Source organism: Corallococcus sp. NCSPR001 (genome assembly GCF_017309135.1).
Lineage (GTDB): Bacteria > Myxococcota > Myxococcia > Myxococcales > Myxococcaceae > Corallococcus.
This window is the reverse complement of sequence record NZ_JAFIMS010000002.1, coordinates 8,216,005-8,234,978: the sequence shown is the minus strand read 5'-3', so window position 1 is coordinate 8,234,978 and position 18,974 is coordinate 8,216,005. Positions and strand designations below refer to the sequence as shown.

At 69.7% G+C, this 18,974-nt stretch carries 18 protein-coding genes; 10 read left to right on the top strand and 8 right to left on the bottom strand.

All coding sequences use genetic code 11. From position 1 onward, the window contains the following. Positions 1-15 precede the first annotated feature (15 nt). Together JYJ93_RS35065 and JYJ93_RS35060 are read right to left on the bottom strand one after the other, a co-directional pair. Positions 16-774, bottom strand: a complete 759-nt coding sequence (locus JYJ93_RS35065; RefSeq protein WP_206798864.1) for an FRG domain-containing protein — start codon at positions 772-774, stop codon at positions 16-18. Between the two features lie 159 nt (positions 775-933). Continuing rightward, on the bottom strand, positions 934-1,893 hold the full coding sequence (locus JYJ93_RS35060) for an L-threonylcarbamoyladenylate synthase (protein ID WP_206798863.1): 960 nt from the start codon (positions 1,891-1,893) through the stop codon (positions 934-936). A 32-nt stretch (positions 1,894-1,925) separates the two neighbouring features. Between JYJ93_RS35060 and JYJ93_RS35055 the strand changes: the two genes are divergently transcribed. The 5 genes from JYJ93_RS35055 (at position 1,926) to JYJ93_RS35035 (ending at position 7,980) form a co-directional block, all read left to right on the top strand. Continuing rightward, positions 1,926-3,341 carry a TIGR01777 family oxidoreductase gene (locus JYJ93_RS35055; protein WP_206798862.1) on the top strand — a complete coding sequence of 472 codons (1,416 nt, stop codon included), beginning with the start codon at positions 1,926-1,928 and terminating at the stop codon, positions 3,339-3,341. A gap of 70 nt (positions 3,342-3,411) precedes the next feature. Next, positions 3,412-4,338: an ABC transporter ATP-binding protein gene (locus tag JYJ93_RS35050; RefSeq protein ID WP_171424444.1), complete on the top strand. Its 927-nt coding sequence runs from the start codon at positions 3,412-3,414 to the stop codon at positions 4,336-4,338. Continuing rightward, entirely contained in the window at positions 4,335-5,057 is a 723-nt protein-coding gene (locus tag JYJ93_RS35045; protein WP_206798861.1) for an ABC transporter permease, read from the top strand. The genes JYJ93_RS35050 and JYJ93_RS35045 overlap by 4 nt, the downstream gene beginning before the upstream one ends. After that, complete coding sequence (locus JYJ93_RS35040) at positions 5,054-6,925, top strand: Gldg family protein (protein WP_206798860.1); 1,872 nt, start codon at positions 5,054-5,056, stop codon at positions 6,923-6,925. The genes JYJ93_RS35045 and JYJ93_RS35040 overlap by 4 nt, the downstream gene beginning before the upstream one ends. Continuing rightward, on the top strand, positions 6,922-7,980 hold the full coding sequence (locus JYJ93_RS35035; protein ID WP_206798859.1) for a hypothetical protein: 1,059 nt from the start codon (positions 6,922-6,924) through the stop codon (positions 7,978-7,980). Before JYJ93_RS35040 ends, JYJ93_RS35035 begins: the two co-directional genes overlap by 4 nt. Before the next feature lie 4 nt (positions 7,981-7,984). On the opposite strand, the gene JYJ93_RS35030 is transcribed toward JYJ93_RS35035, so the two are convergent. From JYJ93_RS35030 to JYJ93_RS35020, 3 genes are read right to left on the bottom strand one after another with little or no spacing between them, the layout of a single operon-like run. Continuing rightward, positions 7,985-8,743 (bottom strand): GvpL/GvpF family gas vesicle protein, encoded by a 759-nt coding sequence (locus JYJ93_RS35030; RefSeq protein ID WP_206798858.1) that lies wholly within the window; start codon positions 8,741-8,743, stop codon positions 7,985-7,987. Between the two features lie 28 nt (positions 8,744-8,771). After that, positions 8,772-9,182: a response regulator gene (locus tag JYJ93_RS35025; RefSeq protein WP_206798857.1), complete on the bottom strand. Its 411-nt coding sequence runs from the start codon at positions 9,180-9,182 to the stop codon at positions 8,772-8,774. Then, the gene (locus JYJ93_RS35020) at positions 9,179-11,293 is read right to left on the bottom strand and encodes an ATP-binding protein (protein WP_206798856.1); all 2,115 of its coding nucleotides are present in this window, start codon (positions 11,291-11,293) and stop codon (positions 9,179-9,181) included. The genes JYJ93_RS35025 and JYJ93_RS35020 overlap by 4 nt, the downstream gene beginning before the upstream one ends. Positions 11,294-11,744: 451 nt before the next feature. On the opposite strand from JYJ93_RS35020, the gene JYJ93_RS35015 reads away from it, so the two are divergent. The 5 genes from JYJ93_RS35015 (at position 11,745) to JYJ93_RS34995 (ending at position 16,285) form a co-directional block, all read left to right on the top strand. Further along, a complete protein-coding gene (locus tag JYJ93_RS35015) occupies positions 11,745-13,259 on the top strand; it encodes an FAD-dependent oxidoreductase (RefSeq protein ID WP_206798855.1) in 1,515 nt (504 codons plus the stop codon). Between the two features lie 83 nt (positions 13,260-13,342). After that, entirely contained in the window at positions 13,343-13,831 is a 489-nt protein-coding gene (locus JYJ93_RS35010) for a hemerythrin domain-containing protein (RefSeq protein ID WP_206798854.1), read from the top strand. 54 nt (positions 13,832-13,885) lie between these two features. Beyond that, entirely contained in the window at positions 13,886-14,581 is a 696-nt protein-coding gene (locus JYJ93_RS35005; protein ID WP_206798853.1) for a DNA-3-methyladenine glycosylase, read from the top strand. Positions 14,582-14,663: 82 nt separating this feature from the next. Next, positions 14,664-15,815, top strand: coding sequence for a zinc-dependent alcohol dehydrogenase (locus tag JYJ93_RS35000; protein WP_206798852.1), 1,152 nt, complete (start codon positions 14,664-14,666; stop codon positions 15,813-15,815). A 32-nt stretch (positions 15,816-15,847) separates the two neighbouring features. Then, complete coding sequence (locus JYJ93_RS34995; protein ID WP_206798851.1) at positions 15,848-16,285, top strand: hypothetical protein; 438 nt, start codon at positions 15,848-15,850, stop codon at positions 16,283-16,285. A gap of 13 nt (positions 16,286-16,298) precedes the next feature. Here JYJ93_RS34995 and JYJ93_RS34990 read toward each other — a convergent pair whose 3' ends face one another. The 3 genes from JYJ93_RS34990 to JYJ93_RS34980 form a co-directional block, all read right to left on the bottom strand. Then, entirely contained in the window at positions 16,299-16,658 is a 360-nt protein-coding gene (locus tag JYJ93_RS34990) for a GFA family protein (protein ID WP_206798850.1), read from the bottom strand. A gap of 147 nt (positions 16,659-16,805) precedes the next feature. Then, positions 16,806-17,558, bottom strand: coding sequence for a hypothetical protein (locus tag JYJ93_RS34985; RefSeq protein ID WP_206798849.1), 753 nt, complete (start codon positions 17,556-17,558; stop codon positions 16,806-16,808). Positions 17,559-17,703: 145 nt separating this feature from the next. After that, complete coding sequence (locus tag JYJ93_RS34980) at positions 17,704-18,954, bottom strand: MFS transporter (protein ID WP_206798848.1); 1,251 nt, start codon at positions 18,952-18,954, stop codon at positions 17,704-17,706. Positions 18,955-18,974 lie beyond the last annotated feature (20 nt).

The window sequence follows — 18,974 nt, the reverse complement described above, 5'->3', positions numbered from 1 at the left end:
TGATTCGGAATCCAGTCATGTCAGGACCTCGTTGGCGACAGCCGCGACGCTTGCTAGTTCAGGAAACATGGTCATTCGCGTAATGCGAAGGTTGAGTAGCTCCAGTCTTAGTCTTGGTTTTGATGCGGCAGGAATGGTGAATCTGGCGAGATGCTTGTCTGCTAATGCCTCGAGGGGGGTGGTGTCGCGATGCATGATTGTGAAGACTCCGAGCTGAGCCATGATTCGCTCGTTCTGTCTGTGGGCAATGGCAGCGACTGGATACTTGCTGCTGGCTGTGTCCATGCTCATTGTGTCTGGGCGGTAATCATCCAGCGTTTTTTCAACACCAAAGCTGGGTATGTCAATGGGGACAGTTGGTCTGATTCGCGGGAGGTCGTAATTGAATTTCGCCGGCAGTACTGCCCAGAGATGGCCATCGGCGCTGTCGTGCTCGGACCTGTCATGCACCGCAAAATAAAGCCCAACGAGTGGGCTCTCGGTCCAATCTAGCAGGCGAGTTGGGACTCCAAAGTGCTGCATCAGGAATAGCCACTCCCACTCGGTTTGAGGTGGCAGCGTGCGAAAGGAGTAGGCGTTTTGTTTGAATCGTTTTATTAGGAGGGCTTCCCGTTCTAGTCCCTTGGGATAGCGTGCAATTGATGGGAGAAGCTTAAAGTCTTTGTTGGCGTGACCTCGAAACCAAACGATTTCCCCGGTTTCGATCTTGTTGGCTAGCTCGGCTAGTGCCGAGATTAGGTCGGAGATGCTGTTTATTGTTGCTTCATGAATCATTGCTTGCTCGTGGGCGTATCTGGTGTGGGTGGGGCGTGTCTTTTACGGCAAACTCGTTTTTTAGCTGTGCTTTGGGCTTGATGCTGGTGTCAGCGCCTATGCGTTGCGAACTCGGTGGGATCATGCGCTCGATGCGAGTTGGTTTGCCAGATGCTTGGCCTAGCGGGGCGCCGCTGCGCGGGACAGCCGGTCGCGCACGGCGATGCCCAGGCCGCTCGCGGCGGGCAGACAGGCCACGAGCACGTCGTGGCCCTGTTCGTCGGCTTCACGCAGTCTCGCGTAGAGGACGCGCGCGGCCTGCGCGGGTTCTGCCGGCACGTCGAAGCGCTGCACATCGCCCGGCAGTGACAGCGACGCAGGCCCCAGCACTCCAACACGCAATCCCCGGGCGCGCAGGGCTTCCACCCGCTGCACCACTTCATTCGGCTCCGCGAGCACCACGCCCGCCCGGGGCGCGTAGTGCGACTCCAGTGAACCGGACACGCGCACCGTGGTCGATGTGCGCACCGGCACCGTGCGCCCCAGTACCCGCTCGATGTCCTCTGTCGCCAGACCTCCGGGCCTGAGAATCGCGGGGGCTCCGGAGGACAGATCCACGATGGTTGACTCCACGCCCACCGTGGACGGACCTCCGTCCAGCACCAGGTCCACGTCGCTGCCCAGGTCCCGCTGCACGTGCTCCGCGGTCGTCGGGCTCACCCGTCCGAAGCGGTTGGCGCTCGGTGCCGCCACGCCTCCTCCCAGCCGCTCGAGCACCTCCATCGCCACGGAGTGGCCGGGGACTCGCAGCGCGACCGTGTCCTGGCCTCCGGTCACCGCGTCCGTGGCCTTCGACGTGCGCTTCAGCACCAGCGTCAGCGGACCCGGCCAGAACGCCCTCGCTAGCGCCCTTGCTTCGTCGGGTACCTCACGGGCCCACTCCGGCAGGTACTCCTCATCCGGGATGTGGACGATGAGCGGGTGGTTCGCCGGGCGGCCCTTGATGGCGAAGACGCGGCGCACGGCCAGCTCGTCCTCGGCGTTGGCCGCGAGGCCGTAGACCGTCTCTGTTGGCAGGGCGATGACACCGCCGCGTCGCAGCAATTCGACTGCACGGTCGAGGAGGTCGGGAGTAAGCATGCTCGGTTCGCACTGTCTCCCCTGGAGAAACCATGGGCAAGCCGCACGTTTTCGAAGCGCACAGCCAGATGCCGGTCCCCGCCGCCGACCTCTTCTCCTGGCACACCCGCGAGGGGGCTTTCGAACGCCTGTCGCCTCCCTGGGAGACCGCGGAGGTCGTGGACCGCTCGGGTGACGGCATCCGCCCCGGCGCCCGCGTCGTCGTGAAGCTCCACCTGGGCCCCATCCCCCAGCGCATGGTCGCCGAGCACACCGCCTACGTGGAGGGCTCCTCCTTCCAGGACACCCAGCGTGAAGGCCCGTTCGCGAAGTGGATCCATGACCACCGCATGAACCCCTCGGGCCCCCAGACCTCCATCCTGGATGACCACATCCAGTACGAGCTGCCCGTGGGCGCGCTCGGGGACACCTTCGGCGGTGGCTACGCGCGCAAGCGCCTGGAGCGCATGTTCGCGTACCGCCACTCGCTCACCCGTGCGGACCTGCGCCGCCATGCGCAGTTCGCATCCCAGGGTCCGCTCACCGTGGCCATTGGCGGCGCGTCCGGCATGCTGGGCTCCGCGCTGGCGTCGTTCCTCACCACCGGTGGCCACCGCGTGAAGCGGCTGGTGCGCGGCCGGGCGAACGCGGCGCGCGGGGACATCTCCTGGGCTCCCGACAAGGGCACCATCGACGCCGCGGGCCTGGAGGACGTGGACGCCGTGGTGCACCTGTCCGGCGCCAACGTGGGCGAAGGCCGGTGGACCGACGAGCGCAAGCAGGAGATCCTCAAGAGCCGCACCGAGAGCACCCGCCTGCTGTGTGAAACGCTGGCCCGCGCCACCCGTAAGCCTCGCGTGCTCATCTGCGCGTCCGCCACCGGCTACTACGGCAGCCGGGGCGACGAAGAGCTCACTGAAGCGTCCTCCTCCGGCGACGGCTTCCTCGCGGACGTCACGCGCCAGTGGGAGGCCTCCACGAAGCCTGCCCAGGACGCGGGCATCCGCGTGGTGAACCTGCGCATCGGCGTGGTGATGGACGCGCGCGGCGGGGCGCTCGCGAAGCTGGCGCTCGCGACCCAGGCGGGCGGCGGCGGGCCCGTGGGCACCGGACGCCAGTGGCTCAGTTGGGTTTCCCTGGAGGACGTGCTGGGCCTCATCCAGTTCGCCATCTTCACGCCTTCCATCCGGGGGGCTCTCAACGCCGTGTCCCCGAACGCGGTGCGACAGGGTGAGCTGGCGAAGGTGCTGGGCAAGGTGCTCCATCGTCCGGCGGTGTTCCCGCTGCCCGCCGCCGTGGTGAAGACCGTGTTCGGGCAGATGGGCGAGGAGACCCTCCTGTCCAGCACCCATGCCCTGCCCACCGTGGCGCAGGCCCACGGCTTCTCCTTCCTCCTGCCCGGGCTGGAGGAGGCGCTGCGCTTCACGCTGGGCCGGACCACCGACGGCGCGGAATACCGCCACGGGTGAGCCCCGCGCTTGACACTCCTCGGGAGGGGCGACAGAAGTGCGCCGTTTCCCCTCGCGTCGAGGAGTCCTGATGATCCAGGTCGAAGGGCTGACGAAGTTCTACGGCGAGCACGCGGCCATCCGGGACCTGGCCTTCACCATCGGCCAGGGCGAGGTCATCGGCTTCCTGGGCCTCAATGGCGCCGGCAAGTCGACCACGCTCAAGATTCTCGGGTGCGTGCTGCTGCCCACCTCGGGCCGCGTCGTCATCGACGGGCACGACGTGGTGAGCCAGTCCCACGAGGTGCGCCAGCGCATCGGCTATCTGCCGGACGTGCCCCCCGTCTACGAGGAGATGACGGTGGGCGAATACCTCGCCTACGTCGCCCGGCTGCGCGACGTGCCCGCGAAGGCCACCGCGTCCCACGTGGGTGAAGCCGAGGAGAAGACCGGCCTCCGCGACGTGCACGGCGAGGTCATCTCCACGCTCAGCCACGGCTACCGCCAGCGCGTGGGGCTGGCGCAGGCGCTGGTGCACAAGCCCGCGCTGCTCATCCTCGATGAGCCGACCAGCGGTCTGGATCCGCTCCAAATCGTGGAGATGCGCGACGTCATCCGCGGCCTCAAGGGCGCGCACACGGTGCTCGTGTCCAGCCACATCCTCCCGGAGATTTCGCAGACGTGTGACCGGCTGCTCATCATCCACAAGGGCACGCTGCTGGCGCAGGGCAGTGAAGAGGAGTTGTCGCGAAGTCTGGGCGGTCCGTCCATCGTGCTGGAGGTGCGGGGCGACCGGGCCCGGGCGCTCGAAGCGCTCCAGGGTTTCGGCGCGGTGGAGGTGCGGGAAGGGGCGGGCGGCGTGCTGGCCCTGAAGGTCGCGGCGGCGCCGGACTTGCGGCCCCAGGTGGCGCGGGCGGTGGTGGGCGCGGACCTGGAGTTGCTGCGATTGGACGCGAACGAGGGACAACTGGAGGCGCTGTTCCTGCGCCTGACGCACGGGCAGGAGGTGAAGGCGTGAAGGCGCTCCTGATTGCGCGCCGCGAGCTGGCCGGCTACCTGCGCACGCTCAGCGGCTACGTCATCCTGGCCATCATCCTCGCGGTGAACGGGCTGTTCTTCAACGCGTACGCCCTGGGCGGCGCGAGCAAGCGCTCCGCGGAGGTGCTGTCCGGCTTCTTCTACTACTCCAGCGGCTTCACCATCGTGGCGGCCATCCTGGTGTCCATGCGGCTGCTCGCGGAGGAGCGTCAGACGGGCACGCTGCCGCTGTTGTACGCGTCGCCCGTGCGGGACCGGGACATCGTGCTGGGCAAGTTCCTGGCGGGGCTCGCGTTCCTGGCGCTGTATCTGCTGCTCACGCTCTACATGCCGCTGCTGGTGCTGGTGAACGGCAAGGTGTCCTTCGGGCACGTGGCGGCGGGCTACCTGGGGTTGCTCTTGCTGGGCAGCGCGTCGCTGGCGGTGGGCACGTTCGGGTCGTCGCTCGCGAAGAATCAACTGCTCGCGGCCATCTTCTCCGCGGTGATGCTGGTGGCGCTCATCCTGTGCTGGCTCCTGGCGCGCATCACCGAGCAGCCGCTGTCCGACGTCTTCAGCGCCATGTCGCTGTGGAACCAGCACTTCCCCCCGTTTCAGACGGGGCTCATCCACGTGCGGGACGTCGTCTACTACCTGGTGGTCACCTACGTGGCGCTGTTCGCGGCCACGCGGGTGCTGGAAGCGCGGAGGTGGCGATGAGCTCGCCGGCTTCTTTCGGGACGGGGCTCGCGGCGACGGGGGCGTTCGTCGCGGGGCTCGTGGCCGTGTTCCTCGCGGAGCGCGTGCTGGGCGTGGGCTCTGGCCGCGTGGCGCTGGCGGCGCTGGGCACCGCGGTGGTCGTGGCCGCGACGGCGTGGCGCGCGGTGCGGATGATCTCCGCATCCGCGGACCGGCGCGCGCTGGAGCGGTGGGTGCTCACGCTGTACGTCGTGGGTCTGGCCGCGCTGGTGCTCTACTTCGTGAAGGGGGACGTGGGGACGGCGCTCCTCGGTGAGCCGTTGTCCCGCTCCGCGCCGAAGTTGTCGGTGGTGCTGGCGGTGCTGTTCCCGGCGCTGCTGTCGTGCGCGCTCGTGCCGCTGGCGATGGTGGAGGCCGCGCTCGTGGCGATGGCCCGGGCGCCGGTGCCAGAGACGGGCCGGGTGAAGAGCGCGCTGTTCTCCGGTCTGGGCATGGCGTTCGTCATCGTGTTCGCGTTCGCGGCGACGTACGTGGCAACGCAAGCGGACGCGACCTGGGACCTGTCGTACTTCCGGACCGCGAAGCCGGGCGAGGCGACGCGCAAGCTGGTGCGCGGCCTCAACGAGCCCTTGCAGGTGACGCTCTTCTTTCCGCCCGCGAACGAGGTGGGCGAGGCGGTGCGGCAGTACTTCCGCGACCTGGAGCCGGAGAGTCCGCAGTTGGGCGTGGAGTCGTTGGATCAGGCGGTGGAGCCGGCGCGTGGCAAGGCCCTGGGCGTCAGCAACAACGGCTCCGTGGTGCTGGCGCGCGGGGACCGCAAGGAGATCCTCACGCTGGGGTTGGATCCGGAGCGTGCGCGCGGGCAGCTCCAGCGGCTGGACGCGGAGGTGCAGCGGCGGCTCCTGGCGGTGGCGAAGCCCCGGCGCGTCGTCTACCTCACGGGAGGCCATGGGGAGCGCGCCGACACGCGGCCCGTGCAGGGGGAGGCGGCCCGGCCGTCGATTGCGCAGTTCAAGGAGCTGCTGCGCGCGCAGAACGTGGACGTGCGCACGCTCACGGTGGCGGAGGGGTTGGGTTCGGCGGTGCCGGGTGACGCGGCGATGGTGGCGGTGATTGGGCCCATGCGTGAGCTGCTTCCGGAGGAGGCCACCGCGCTGCGCGAGTATTGGGAGCGGGGAGGGCGGTTGTGGATCGCGCTGGAGCCGGATGGCGCGGCGCTGGAGCCGTTGCTCCAGCCGATGGGGCTCAAGTCGCTGCGCGTGCCGCTGGCGAATGACCGGGTGTACTTCCGCACCACGCGGCAGCAGAGCGACCGGGGCAATCTGGGCACGGCGAGCTTCTCCTCGCACCCGTCGGTGACGTCGCTGTCCGCGCTGGGCTCGCAGGGCGCGGTGGCGTTCCTGGGGGCGACAGCGTTGGAGACGCTGACGCCGCCCGTGCCCGGCGTGCTGCTGGACACGAGCGTGCGCGCGCACGGAGAGACGTTCGCGGACCGCAATGGCGACTTCGAACCGGAGCCCGGCGAGGTCACGAAGGCGTGGCCGCTGGTGGTGGCGGTGGAGCGGCCCGCCCCGGAGGGCAAGCCCGCGCCGCGCGCGGTGGTGATGGCGGACGCGGACGCGCTGGGAGACGGCATCCTGGGCAACGTGGGCAATGCGTATCTCGCGGTGGACACGCTGCGCTGGCTCTCCGGCGAGGAGGCGCTCTCCGGCGTGACGACGAGCGAGGAGGACGTGCCGTTGCAGCACACGCGCTCGCAGGACGTCATGTGGTTCTACGCGACCGTCTTCGGGATGCCGCTGGCGGTGCTGGCGGTGGGCTTCTTCGTGACGCGGCGGCGAGGACGGCGTGCGCCCCGGAGCACCGCGGTGGCGGGAGGTGCGCGATGAAGGCGCGCGACGTGGCGGTGCAGGGCGTGCTGGCGGGCGTGGCGCTCGTGGCCGCGTTCATCGTGTGGCAGCGCGAGCCTTCGCGTGCGCCGGGCGAGGTGACGGTGGAGGACGCGCAGGCGAGCGCGCTCGACCGCATCCGGTACGACGAGGAGACGCGCTTCGTGGAGTTGTTCCGCGACCCGCAGGACCGGGACACCATCTGGGTCCGCCTGGGCAACAAGCCCGCGAAGCCAGGGGCCCAACCTGGAACGGCGGATGAGGGAGATGCTGGAACGGATGCGGGTTCCATCGCGACAGTGGGCTCGGACGCGGGGACATCCGCGAGCCCCGCCCCCGTGCCTCCGCCCCGCGAGCTGCGCGGCAACGACGTGGCGTTGAAGCTGTTCTCCCGCTTCGCTCCGCTGCGGGCGCAGCGGGACCTGGGCGTCCTGGACGAAAAGAAGCTCGACGAAATCGGCCTCGCGAAGACGGAGCGCGGCCTGACGCTCACGCTCGACGGGACACCGAAGACGTTCCGCCTCGCCACGCCCGCTTCGGGCTGGGGCTCCCCCTACCTCCAGCGCACGTCCGACGGGCACGTCTTCCTCCTCGGCCCCGGGCTGCTGCCCGACCTGGAGGCCGCGGCCAGCCGGCTCGTGGACCGGCGCCTGCACACCTTCGACGTGGACGGCTTCGACCACCTCGTCATCTCCACCGGCACCGCGTCCCGCACCTTCGTCGCCAGCGGCAAACCTCCAGGCGCCGTGCAGTTGTCGCCCGTGGACGCCCCCGGCACCCCGGACGACTTCGCCCGCAACTGGCATGACCGCCTGTGGCGCCTCACGCCCGTGGAGTTGCTGGGCCGGGGCGAAGCCCCTCCGGGCCCGGCCCCCACGCCCGCCTTCCGCGTGGAGTACCAGCGCGGCGGCAAGGCCGTGGGCGAGCTCTCCATGGCGAAGACGCCGGACGGCTCGTGGTACGCGCGCACGGAGTTCACCCCCGGCTGGGTGCGCATGGGCGGCGGCCTGGAGCTCCTGGCCGAGGACGCCGCGAAGCTCACCGCGCCGCGCTAGAGGCTCACGGCGCGCCGGGCGCCGGCTCCACGTCCAGCCGCACGTCCACGAAGCTGTAGGCCGGCCACGGCCCCGTGAACCGGAACGTGTACGCGTCCAGCCGCGCCACCAGCGACTGCACCCGCGCCTCGAACGCGGCCACCCGCGTGCGGTCCACCAGCCAGGCCGCGTTGAGCATCATCCGCTCACCCAGCGGCGGCGCTTCGTGCGTCGCTTCCGCCAACGGACGCAGGCCCGCCCTCAGCCCGTCCAGGTCCTTCCGGGTGCGGTCTTGCAGCGCCGCCTCCAGCCGAGCCTCGTGGTCCTCCTCCAACTCGGAGGGGCCGCGCGCCAGCTCCGGCCGCGCCTCCTGCAACCTGCGCGTCAACGCGTCGCCGTGGCAGTACACCTTCAGCCCCAGCTCCACCCGGCCCTCCAATTCGGACAGCGCCCGGCTCAGCGCCGCGCGCGCCACGCGCAGCACCTCCCGCACGCGCTCCTCCGACGGCAACACCGTCCCGAAGGCCACCGGCACCAGCGTGTGCTCGCGCACCACGGCCTCCGTGACCCGCTGGTGCATCAGGAGGTTCGCCCGCGTGGGCACCACCCTCGGGCCCGCCACGCCGGACACCAGCGCCGCGAGGCCTCCCTCACGCACCAGGTGCACCGGGGCATCCCCCAACCCCGCGAGCTCCGGCATCGCTCCGCCGTCCTCGCGCACGATGCCGTAGAGGTAATGCGCCCGCCCCTCTCGCGAGGACTCCGCCTGGGTCTTCGCCGTCATGACGTGCCCCTTCGTCCGGATGCGGCTCTCAGCGCGTGGATGCCGCCTCGCGCCGGGCAATCATCTTCTTCACCTGGTCCACCAGCGCGTCCGGCAGGCACGGCTTGGTGACGTACGCGTCACACCCGGCCTCGTTCGCGTCCTCCGAGTGGCCCTTCAGCGCATGCCCCGTGAGCGCCACCACCGGGATGCTCTTCGTGCGCGCGTCACCCTTCAGCCGGCGCGTCGCCTCCCAGCCGTCCATCACCGGCAGTGACAGGTCCATCAGGATGACGTCCGGCGACAGCTCGAAGGCCTTGTCCAACGCCTCCTGGCCGTTCTTCGCCTCCGCCACGCGGAAGCCGGAGAACTCCAGGTACTCCGCGTACATCTCCCGGGCGTCCTGATAGTCGTCCACCACCAGCACGAGCGGCTTCGTCTTTTCCGGGGTGTTCGTCATGTCCGTCTCGCACGTCTTGGAAAGTGCAGGGTGAAGGTCGAACCCTGGCCCGGCGCGCTCTGGAGGGAGACGCGTCCCCCCAGCATCGCCGCCAGGCGACGGCAGATGGACAGGCCCAGGCCCGTTCCCCCATAGGCACGCGTGGGCGAGCTGTCCACCTGCTGGAAGTCCTCGAAGATCTTCTCCTGGTTCGACACGTCGATTCCGATGCCTGTGTCCTTGACCGAGATGGCCACGGTGCCCGTCGCGTTTTGATACTCCGCCGCCACGTGCACGCCGCCCTCGTGCGTGAACTTCAGCGCGTTGGACAACAGGTTGAGGACGATCTGTTTCACCTTCTGTCGGTCGCTCCACACCCCGGGGATCCCTTCATCCAGGTGCGTGTCCACCGTCAGCTTGCTGCGCGCGATGATGGGGTCCATCTCCGCCATCACCTCCTGGAGCAGCTCCGGGATGCCGAAGTCCGACAGGTGCAGCGGCATCCGCCCCGCCTCGATGCGGGTGATGTCCAATATCTCGTTGATGACCTCCAACAGGTGCCGCCCGTTGGAGTCGATGCGCGTGAGGTTCCTGCGCTGCGGCGGCGTCATCTCCCCGGACACGCCCTGCAAGAGCATGTTCGTGTAGCCGAGGATGGCGTTGAGCGGCGTGCGGAACTCATGAGACATGTTGGCCAGGAACTGCGATTTGGCCGCGCTCGCCTGCTCCAGCTGGATGGCCTGCCGGCGCAGCTTCTCGTTCTGCTCCGCCAGCTCCGCGGTGGCGGACTGCACGCGCGCCTCCAGCTCGCTGGAGACCTCCTTCACGCGCTCCAGGAGCCGCGCCCGCTCCAGCACCTCCGTGCGGTCGTGGAACACGGTGACGATGCCCGTCAGTTCGCCCCCGTCGCCCAGCACCTTGTTGGCCATGGCCTCCATGGGCACGGGCGCGCCGGTGGCCGGGTCGTCCAGCGTCAGCTGGCTCTTCCAGCGCGACACGCCCGCGTTCACCGGCCCCAACAGGTTCGCCAGGAAGGACGCGAAGAGGGCGTCGTTGGCGCGCACCCGGCGCAGGGTGGCCTCGCCCGCCGCGCCCTGCTCCTGGGGCCACGCGAAGAGGCGCTCGGCCGGGTCGTTCATCATCACCATGCCGCCCGTGGGGTCGGTCAGGATGATGGGGTCCGCCACCGAGTCCAGCACCCGGTCCAGGCGGTGGCGCTCGCTCCGGGCCTCGCGCTCCGTGGCGCGCAGCTGCCGGTAGCTCTCTCCCAGCGCCTGTGTGGCGCGGCCCAGGTCCGTCAGGTTGCGCAGCACGCTCACCACCACGGACGGTCCGTCCGGCGCCAGCACCGGCGTGGTGGCCAGCTCGAAGAGCAGGTCCATGCCCTCCAGCGGGTCCACCAGCGACACCTCGCGCCGGTGCATGGACGTGCCGCCCTGCGCGAGCGTCTCCCGGAACAGGCGCTGGTTGAGCTCCACGGCGCGCGTGCGTCCGGGGCTCGCGTCCGGGCCCGCCACCAGCAAGCCTTCCGCGCGGGCGTTGGCGAAGAGCAGCGTGCCCTCTGTGTCCGTGAGCAGCACCGGGTCCGACACCGCGTTGATGACCCGGCGCAAGAGCCGGTCCGGCTCCAGACGGCGCGGCGCCCGCGCATCCGAGGCCAGCTGCCGGGCCAGGGCCGGCCCCGCGCACGACGCCACCCACGCCACGTCCTCTGGCACGGCCGGGCCGGGCAGCCCCACCACCAGGAGCGCTGCCGCGGACGCTCCGGCGCGGCCCAGCGGCACCGCGAGGAACCCGCCCGGCAGCGCCGCGCCCTCCACCGCGTCCGCCGCCAGCCACCGCGCCCCGGGACGGTTCCGGGAGCCCGCGAGCGGTGACCCCGGCGCGTCCCATGCCCGGGCCAGCGCGGCCTGCTGCGCTCCCGTCAGCTCCTCACTGGCCAGGCACACGGAGCCAACCGCGCCATCCCCCGGACCGATGCAGGCGGTGGGCGCGCCATGTCTGCGCGCGAGCCACTCCACGACCGCTCGCGCACAGGCGACGGCGGACTCGCAGGCGAGCAGGTGCTCGGCGAGCACGAGGCGCGCCCCGGGATCGGTTTCGGCGGGGGGCAGCGGGGCTGGGGACGCCACGACCTTACGCTCCGGGTGAAGAGGGACGCGGGGAACCGCCGCGTTCCGGCGAGTCTGCGGTGCGGACCTCCGAGAATGCCACCACGATGCGCGTTTGGCCCCCCAAAGAAGAGGGGCGGCCCAGGACGTCCAGGGCCGGCGCCTCGAAGCGCAACCCCCTGTCCAGCAGGCGGTCCAGCACGTCCACCAGGCTGGCCCCACCGGCCACGCGTTCCACTGGCATTTTCGCGCATGCTCCTTCCAGTCCGCCCGGCGCGGACCTTCGGGTCCAAGGGCCGTTCTAACGCGCTGGCGCCGTCACACCCCAGCCCCGTCCACGCCCGGCCCCTGACTGACCAACACCCGGGGCGAAGCTCTGTTGGGTCGCGTACACCCGACGCTGGGCAGCCGGCCGGGCGGGGCTCGGCAGGCGTGGCTTATGCCCGGGGGAGCGCATTCCTAGCCTTTCGTCATGAACGACGAGCGCCAGCACAAATCCCTGTGGACGGTGACGACGCCTCCCCGCGACTTCCCCTCCCTGCCGGGCGACCTGGACGTGGACGTGGCCATCATCGGCGGGGGCATCGCGGGTCTGACGGCTGCCTGGCTGCTCAAGCGCGCCGGGAAGAGGGTGGCCGTGCTGGAGATGCACCGCGTCCTGTCCGGCCAGACGGGCCAGACGACCGCTCACCTCACGGAGCTCCTGGACACGCCCTACGCCACGCTCCTGAAGGACTTCGGTGAGAAGGGCGCGCACCTGGCCGCGTCGTCCAGTCGGGCCGCCATTGAACAGATCGCGTCCCTGGTGGAGACGCTCGCCATCGACTGCGGCTTCACCCGCGTGCCCGGCTACCGCTACGCGGAGACGGACGCCGAGCTGCGCGAGCTCCTGCACGAGGTGTCCGCGGCGAAACAAGTGGGCCTGCTCGCGACCTTCACCAAGGAGGTGCCGCTGCCCTTCCCGGTGAAGGGCGCGCTGCGCGTGGAGGACCAGGCGGTGTTCCACCCGCGCCAGTACCTGCTCGCGCTCGCGGACCGCATCCCGGGTGACGGCTGTCACCTCTTCGAGAACACCAAGGTCGTGGACATCCACGACGGCGCGCCCTGCCGCGTCGTCACGGAGAGGGGCACCGTGACGGCGAAGGCGGTGGTGGAGGCCACCACCACGCCGCTCAACCGCGTGGCCATGCACACCAAGCTCTACCCGTACCGCACCTACGCGGTGGCGGCGCCGCTGGACGGGCCGCTGGAGCCGGGCCAGTACTACGACAGCCGCGACCCCTATCACTACATCCGCACGCAGCAGGTGGATGGGGTGCCCTACGTCATCGTGGGCGGCGAGGACCACAAGGTCGGCAGTGAAGAGGACACCACCTCCTGCTTCACCGCGCTGGAGGCGTACACGCGCGACCGCTTCCCCGTGAAGCGCATCACCCACCGCTGGTCCGGTCAGGTCATCGAGCCCGCGGACGGCCTGCCCTATATCGGCCGCAACGTGGGCAGCCGCCACGTGTACGTGGCCACGGGCTTCTCCGGCACGGGCATGACGTTCGGCACGCTCGCGGGCATGGTGGTGTCGGACCTCATCCTCGGCAATGAGAACCCCTACGCCGCGCTGTACGACGCGGGCCGCGTGAAGCCCAAGGCCGGCGCCAAGGACTTCATCCAGGAGAACGCGGAGGTGGCCTTCCGCTTCGTCGCGGACCGGCTGTCCAAGCCGGATGGACACCACCTGGCGGACGTGGCGCCGGGCGAGGGGAAGATCCTGGAGGTGGAGGGCCGCAAGGTGGCCGTGTACCGCGAGGAGGACGGCACGCCGCACGCCGTGTCCCCGGTGTGCACGCACCTGGGCTGCCACGTGCACTGGAACAACGCGGAGCGCTCCTGGGACTGCCCCTGTCACGGCGGCCGCTTCAGCCCCACCGGACGCGTGCTCAACGGCCCCGCGGTGAAGGATCTGCCGTCCCGCAAGCTGCCGGTGAAGTGAGAAGTGTGTGTGGGTGGGCTTCCCTTCGGGCAGGCCCACCCCCATCTATCTGCACATCCACTTCATTGATTGGGGGCACGGAAATGAACGCGCTGGAGTTGCTCAAGCAGCAGCATGAAGAGGTCTCCAAGCTGTTCAAGAAGTACGAGAAGCTGGCGGACCACGCGGACGAGGAGCGCCAGGAGCTGTTCGAGCAGATCGCCGACCGGCTGGGCGCGCACGCCAAGATTGAAGAGCTGTACTTCTATCCGGCGATGAAGAAGGACGAGACGGAGGACGACCTGCGCGAGGCCGTGGAGGAGCACCTGTCCGTCAAGCGCCTCATCGCGGACCTCCTGGACATGGATCCGTCGGATGAGGAGTTCGACGCGAAGATGAAGGTCCTCCAGGAGCAGGTGGAGCACCACGTCGAGGAGGAGGAGAAGGACCTCTTCAAGGAGGCGCGGAAGATCCTCAGCAAGGATCAGCTCGACGACCTGGGCATCCAGCTGGAGGAGGAATACGACTCCCTGATGGAGGGTGAGCCGCGCAACGACGTGCCCGAGGAGACGGAGCACGCCGCGCCCGTCTAGCGCGCCGCGTCCGAACGCAAGACAGGGGTTGCGCGTGGCGTGGGGCCGGGCAGCATGCGGTCCATGCCGCGCGCTCCTGTTTCCGCCCCCGTGTTGCTGCCGGACGCCTTCACGCCCGCCGCGCGCCGCGCCCTCGTGCGCGCGGACCCCACGCTGGGCACGCTCTTCAAGAAGATAGGGCCGTTCCGCTTCGAGCGGTCCCCGCTGCACAGCCCGTTCGAAGCGCTGGCGCACTCCATCGTCTACCAGCAGCTCCACGGCCGCGCGGCGGCGACCATCTTCGGCCGCGTCTGCGAGCGGGTGGGGCAGGGCAAGGGCTTCACGCCCCAGAAGCTGCTCGCGCTGCCGGACGCCACGCTGCGCGAGGCCGGGCTGTCCGCGAACAAGCTGCTGGCCATCCAGGACCTGGCGCGCAAGACGGTGGACGGCACGGTGCCGCCGCTCGCGCGCGTGCGCCGCATGTCCGACGCGGACCTCATCGAGCACCTCACGCAGGTGCGCGGCATTGGCCAGTGGACCGTGGAGATGCTGCTCATCTTCCGCCTGGGCCGGCCGGACATCCTCCCCGTGGACGACTACGGCGTGCGCAAGGGCTTCATGGTGCTGCACAACCTGAAGGAACAGCCCAAGCCCAAGGCGCTGCTCGCGTATGGCGAGCGCTGGCGGCCCTATCGCAGCGTGGTGAGCTGGTACCTGTGGCGGGCGGCGGACAAGCCCGTGGGCACCTTCGCCCCGCCGGAGGACAGCTAGCCGAGCGAGGGCCGGGAGCGCACCGTCCCTTGCCTTGGCGCGCGGGCGTCCTCACCCGTAAGGGACGGAGGAATCACCCCGCATGCGCGCACTCACGTACCAGGGCCCCTACCGCGTCCAGGTGGAGCAGAAGCCCGACCCCCGCATCGAGCATCCGCAGGACGTGGTCCTCAAGGTCACCCGCGCCGCCATCTGCGGTTCGGACCTGCACCTCTTGCACGGCCTGGTGCCGGACACGCGCGTGGGCTGCACCTTCGGCCACGAGTTCACCGGCGTGGTGGAGGAGGTGGGCCAGGAGGTGTCGCAGCTGAAGAAGGGCGACCGCGTGGTGGTGCCCTTCAACATCTCCTGCGGCACCTGCTTCTACTGCCAGCGCGGCCTCACCGGGAACTGCGAGAACAGCAACCCCGGCAGCGACGTGGCCTCCGGAGTCTACGGCTACTCGCACACCACGGGCGGCTTCGACGGCGGGCAGGCGGAGTACGTGCGCGTGCCCTTCGCGGACGTGGGGCCCATGAAGATTCCGGACGACATGGATGACGAGTCCGTCCTCTTCCTCTCCGACATCCTGCCCACCGGCTACCAGGCCGCGGAGATGGGCGAAATCAAGGGCGGGGAGACGGTGGTCGTCTTCGGCGCGGGCCCGGTGGGCCTCTTCGCGATGAAGTCCGCGTGGCTGATGGGCGCGGGCCGCGTGGTGGCGGTGGACCACGTGCCGTACCGCCTGGAGTTCGCGCGCAAGTTCGCCAACGTGGAGACGGTGAACTTCAAGGAGGTGGGCGACATCGTCCTGCACCTGAAGGAGATGTTCGAGGGCCGCGGCCCGGACGTCTGCATCGACGCGGTGGGCATGGAGGCCGAAGGCTCGCGCGCGCACCGCGTGCTGGGTCTGGGGCTGAAGCTGGAGGCCGGCGCGCCCACCGTCATCGAGTGGTGCATCAACACCGTGCGCAAGGGCGGCAACGTCTCCATCATCGGCGTGTACGGGCCGCCGTGGAACTTCGTGCCCATCGGCACCGCGATGAACAAGGGGCTCACCCTGCGCATGAACCAGGCGAACACGCGCCGGTACATGCCGCACCTCTTGGAGCACATCCAGAAGGGCCGCATCGACGCGAAGGGCATCATCACCCACCGCTTCCCGCTGGAGCAGGCGCCGGACGCCTACCACCTGTTCGCGCAGAAGCGGGACGGGTGCGTGAAGTGCGTGCTCATGCCGCACGGCCACGCGTGAACCCCACCACTCGCCATCACAGGAGGCACGACATGCCCCAGAAGACGCCGCGGAGAACGAGCCGCGCGAAGAACGGCCACGCGAAGGCAAAGGCGAAGGCGCCGCTGGCCGTGGATCAGGACCCGGCCAACCGCCCGGGCGTCCCCATGGAGACGGCGCCGAAGCCGCTGGCGGGGGCGCGCGTGCCCATCGCGCTCCAGCACGCGGAGGTGCCGGTGTTCAAGCACGCCGGCCGCAAGGAGATGCCGCCGGTGTTCGGTACCGCCCAGCCTCCGAAGGGGCTGAGCGGCCTCTTGCGAAAGGCGGCCTACGCGAAGCCGGACCACAAGCCCGGCCACTGGATGCTGCTGCTGTTGGCGGACCGGGTGGACGTCTGGGAGCACCGGCTCCGGAGGTCCCTGCCGTGGGCCGGCCCTTCCGCGGCGGCCCTCCTCGCAGGGGGCCTGATCTGGCGCGTCCGTCGGGCTTGAGGCGCGCGGACCCTTACGCGTCCCGGCCGTTGTAGGGGAACGGGTTGAGGGTGGACAGGTCCACGCCGTCCACGCAGCGCAGGTTGACGGCGTACATCGCCTTGCCGTCGGGACCCTTGCCGGTGGAGTAGGACTGCACGCCGCAGGTGGGGCAGTGCAGGTGGTTGATGACCTTCTTGTTGAACTGGTAGGTCTTCACCACGTCCGCGCCGGAGAGGGACTTGAACTGCTCCGGCGGGACGAACGTCAGCACCGCGCCAAGCTTGTGGCAGATGGAACAGTTGCAGCTCACCACCTGCGCCAGGTCCGTGGTCGCCTCGTAGCGGACCTGTCCACAGTGGCAACCGCCGGTATACGTCTTCATCTCCGCCATGGTGCTCCCTCTCGGTTGCTGCGTGATGCCCGGGCCGGAAGCGGGCTTCCGCCCACCCGGTGCGTGTGACGCGCATCAATGAACGGAGGCGGCGGGAACCGCAAGCGCCCCGGTGTCCTCCCGGCGCGCTTGCGGCGGTGCGTCACGTCAGTCCGCGTACGTCGTAATGGAGATCATCCGCACGAAGCGGCGGTCCGTGCTCACCGCGGCGATGGCGAAGCCCTGCGTGTAGCCCGGCGCGCCGCAGCCGCGGCAGCTCCAGCCCGTCCGGTAGAGCCGGTTGCTGTTGCGCGAAATCTGCGTGATGTAGGCCACCGCGCCCTCCACCTCGTCCACGTTGTAGCTGTACGCGCTGAGCTGCGCGATGAGCTCCTTCACGGTGATGGGCTCGAAATCGCTGGCCTGCGGACCGAAGGCGTTGCTGAACGCCTCGCCCAGCGTCTGCTGGTTGGCGACGCCCTGGCCGTTGGGGATGTAGCCCTCGGAGATGCGCGCGGAGGAGAACGAGCCGGTGGCGCCGAACAGCACCGCGGGCGTCTGGGTCACGGGGTAGAGGTTCAGCGGGTAGCCCGTGAAGGTCGCGTCGTTCAGCTCGTAGAAGTCCGCGAAGTACTTCGCAGCGGTGCCCGTCATGGACTGCTGGAAGGGCGTGTCGTTGAGGCGGGTGGTGAGGTAGGCGCGCTCGGTGCTGTCCACACCCAGGCCGATGTCGTTGAGGAACGCATCCAGCGCGGTGCGGATCTCAGAGCGCTGGATGGTCGCGCCGCCGGGGCTGCTGGGCAGCTTCGCGGCGGTGATGGCCGCCTCGAAGGCGGGGATGCTGGTGGTGGAGTCAGCGAACGCCGGAGCGGAGAACAGCATCAGGGCGCCCACCAGCGACTTCATCGACAGGGTCTTCATGGAGAACCTCTTCATTCAAGGGGGAGTACCGCGAGCAGCGCGCTGGCGAGTACCACGCTCCCCTGACACGGCCCGAATTCGGTTCCCAGGACACGCGCGCCCCGTGACACGCCCGTGAAAGAGCGTGTCGCGAGGCTGGAAACTTTCACGATGCGGGCTGCGGCGCCGCGGGCGTGGGTGCGTTGCGGCGCAGGGGCGCGAGCAGCGCGAGGAACGCGGCGGACAGCGCGACGCCCAGCAGGAACATGTTCCCGTAGCCCAGGTTTCCGTACTTCGGATCCGCGAGCAGTCCCGCCAGGGGCCCGGCAGGGGCCTTGCCCGCGACCTCCACGCTGGCCAGCAGCGTGTAGTGCGTGGCGCCGATTCTCCGGTCCGTGCGCGACATCATGAACGCGAACATCACGGTGGTGAGCGCGCCGCCGAAGAACTCCTCGGTGAGCGTGACGCCCAGCACGCCCGCGTCGCTGACGCCGGCCTGCGTGAGCAGCCACCGCCCCAGGAGCGGCAACAAACGCAGCGTTCCGGTGAGGGCCACCGCGCGCAAGAGCGGCAGGCGCGCGGCGAGGAGCCCCCCGCACGTGGAGCCCAGCAGCGACGCCGCGGTGCCCCACGTGCCCACCCACAGGCCGATGCGCGCGGGCGTGTAGCCCGCGTCCACGAGGAAGGGCTTGTAGAGGACGTCGGACATCGTCTCGCCCAGCTTGTACGTGCCGATGAAGAGCAGGAGCCACCCGGTGCCCGGCACGGTGAGCGCGGACCGGATGCGGGCCCAGAGCGCGGGCCAGTCCAGCTTCGGTGACTCGTGGCCCTCGGGCTCGCGTGGGGGCGGCTCGCGCACGAAGAGGATGAGGGTGAAGACGGTCAGGCACAGCGCCGACATGACGAGGAACAGCCCGGACCAGCCGATGCTCGCGCTGGCCCACACCAGCAGCCCGCCGCCGGTGAGCATGCCCAGCTTGTAGCCCACCACCTGCGCGGTGTTGCCCAGGCCCAGCTCCTCCGGACGCAAGAGGTCCACCGCGAAGCCGTCCACCGCGATGTCCTGCGTCGCGGCGAAGAGGTTCATCACGAAGATGAGGCCCAGCAGCAAGGGCAGCGAGTCCCGCCCCGCCGCGAAGGCCGCCCCCGCGCACGCGAGCGCCAGGCCCGCCTGCATGGGCAATATCCACGAGCGCCTGCGCCCCACGCGCGCGGAGCCGTAGCGGTCCACCAGCGGCGCCCACAGCGCCTTGAGCATCCACGGCAGCGACAGCGCGCCCGCGAACCCCAGCGCGGCCAGCGACACGCCGCGCGTGCGCAGGTAGACGGGCAGCGCCGTCACCTGGAAGCCGAAGGGCAGCCCCTGCACGAAGTACAGCGCGCACAACAGCCACAGCCGGGACGGGATGCGTCGCATGGTCGTGGCCGGAGCATAGG

Bases quoted from the DNA above. Each gene is read 5' to 3' on its own strand.
- JYJ93_RS35035 (WP_206798859.1), top strand. From the start codon at position 6,922: ATGAAGGCGCGCGACGTGGCGGTGCAGGGCGTGCTGGCGGGCGTGGCG.
- JYJ93_RS34985 (WP_206798849.1), bottom strand. From the start codon at position 17,558: ATGAAGACCCTGTCGATGAAGTCGCTGGTGGGCGCCCTGATGCTGTTC.
- JYJ93_RS35010 (WP_206798854.1), top strand. From the start codon at position 13,343: ATGAACGCGCTGGAGTTGCTCAAGCAGCAGCATGAAGAGGTCTCCAAG.
- JYJ93_RS35030 (WP_206798858.1), bottom strand. From the start codon at position 8,743: ATGACGGCGAAGACCCAGGCGGAGTCCTCGCGAGAGGGGCGGGCGCAT.
- JYJ93_RS35060 (WP_206798863.1), bottom strand. From the start codon at position 1,893: ATGCTTACTCCCGACCTCCTCGACCGTGCAGTCGAATTGCTGCGACGC.
- JYJ93_RS35050 (WP_171424444.1), top strand. From the start codon at position 3,412: ATGATCCAGGTCGAAGGGCTGACGAAGTTCTACGGCGAGCACGCGGCC.
- JYJ93_RS35065 (WP_206798864.1), bottom strand. From the start codon at position 774: ATGATTCATGAAGCAACAATAAACAGCATCTCCGACCTAATCTCGGCA.
- JYJ93_RS35025 (WP_206798857.1), bottom strand. From the start codon at position 9,182: ATGACGAACACCCCGGAAAAGACGAAGCCGCTCGTGCTGGTGGTGGAC.
- JYJ93_RS34995 (WP_206798851.1), top strand. From the start codon at position 15,848: ATGCCCCAGAAGACGCCGCGGAGAACGAGCCGCGCGAAGAACGGCCAC.
- JYJ93_RS35000 (WP_206798852.1), top strand. From the start codon at position 14,664: ATGCGCGCACTCACGTACCAGGGCCCCTACCGCGTCCAGGTGGAGCAG.
- JYJ93_RS35015 (WP_206798855.1), top strand. From the start codon at position 11,745: ATGAACGACGAGCGCCAGCACAAATCCCTGTGGACGGTGACGACGCCT.
- JYJ93_RS34980 (WP_206798848.1), bottom strand. From the start codon at position 18,954: ATGCGACGCATCCCGTCCCGGCTGTGGCTGTTGTGCGCGCTGTACTTC.
- JYJ93_RS35055 (WP_206798862.1), top strand. From the start codon at position 1,926: ATGGGCAAGCCGCACGTTTTCGAAGCGCACAGCCAGATGCCGGTCCCC.
- JYJ93_RS34990 (WP_206798850.1), bottom strand. From the start codon at position 16,658: ATGGCGGAGATGAAGACGTATACCGGCGGTTGCCACTGTGGACAGGTC.
- JYJ93_RS35040 (WP_206798860.1), top strand. From the start codon at position 5,054: ATGAGCTCGCCGGCTTCTTTCGGGACGGGGCTCGCGGCGACGGGGGCG.
- JYJ93_RS35005 (WP_206798853.1), top strand. From the start codon at position 13,886: ATGCGGTCCATGCCGCGCGCTCCTGTTTCCGCCCCCGTGTTGCTGCCG.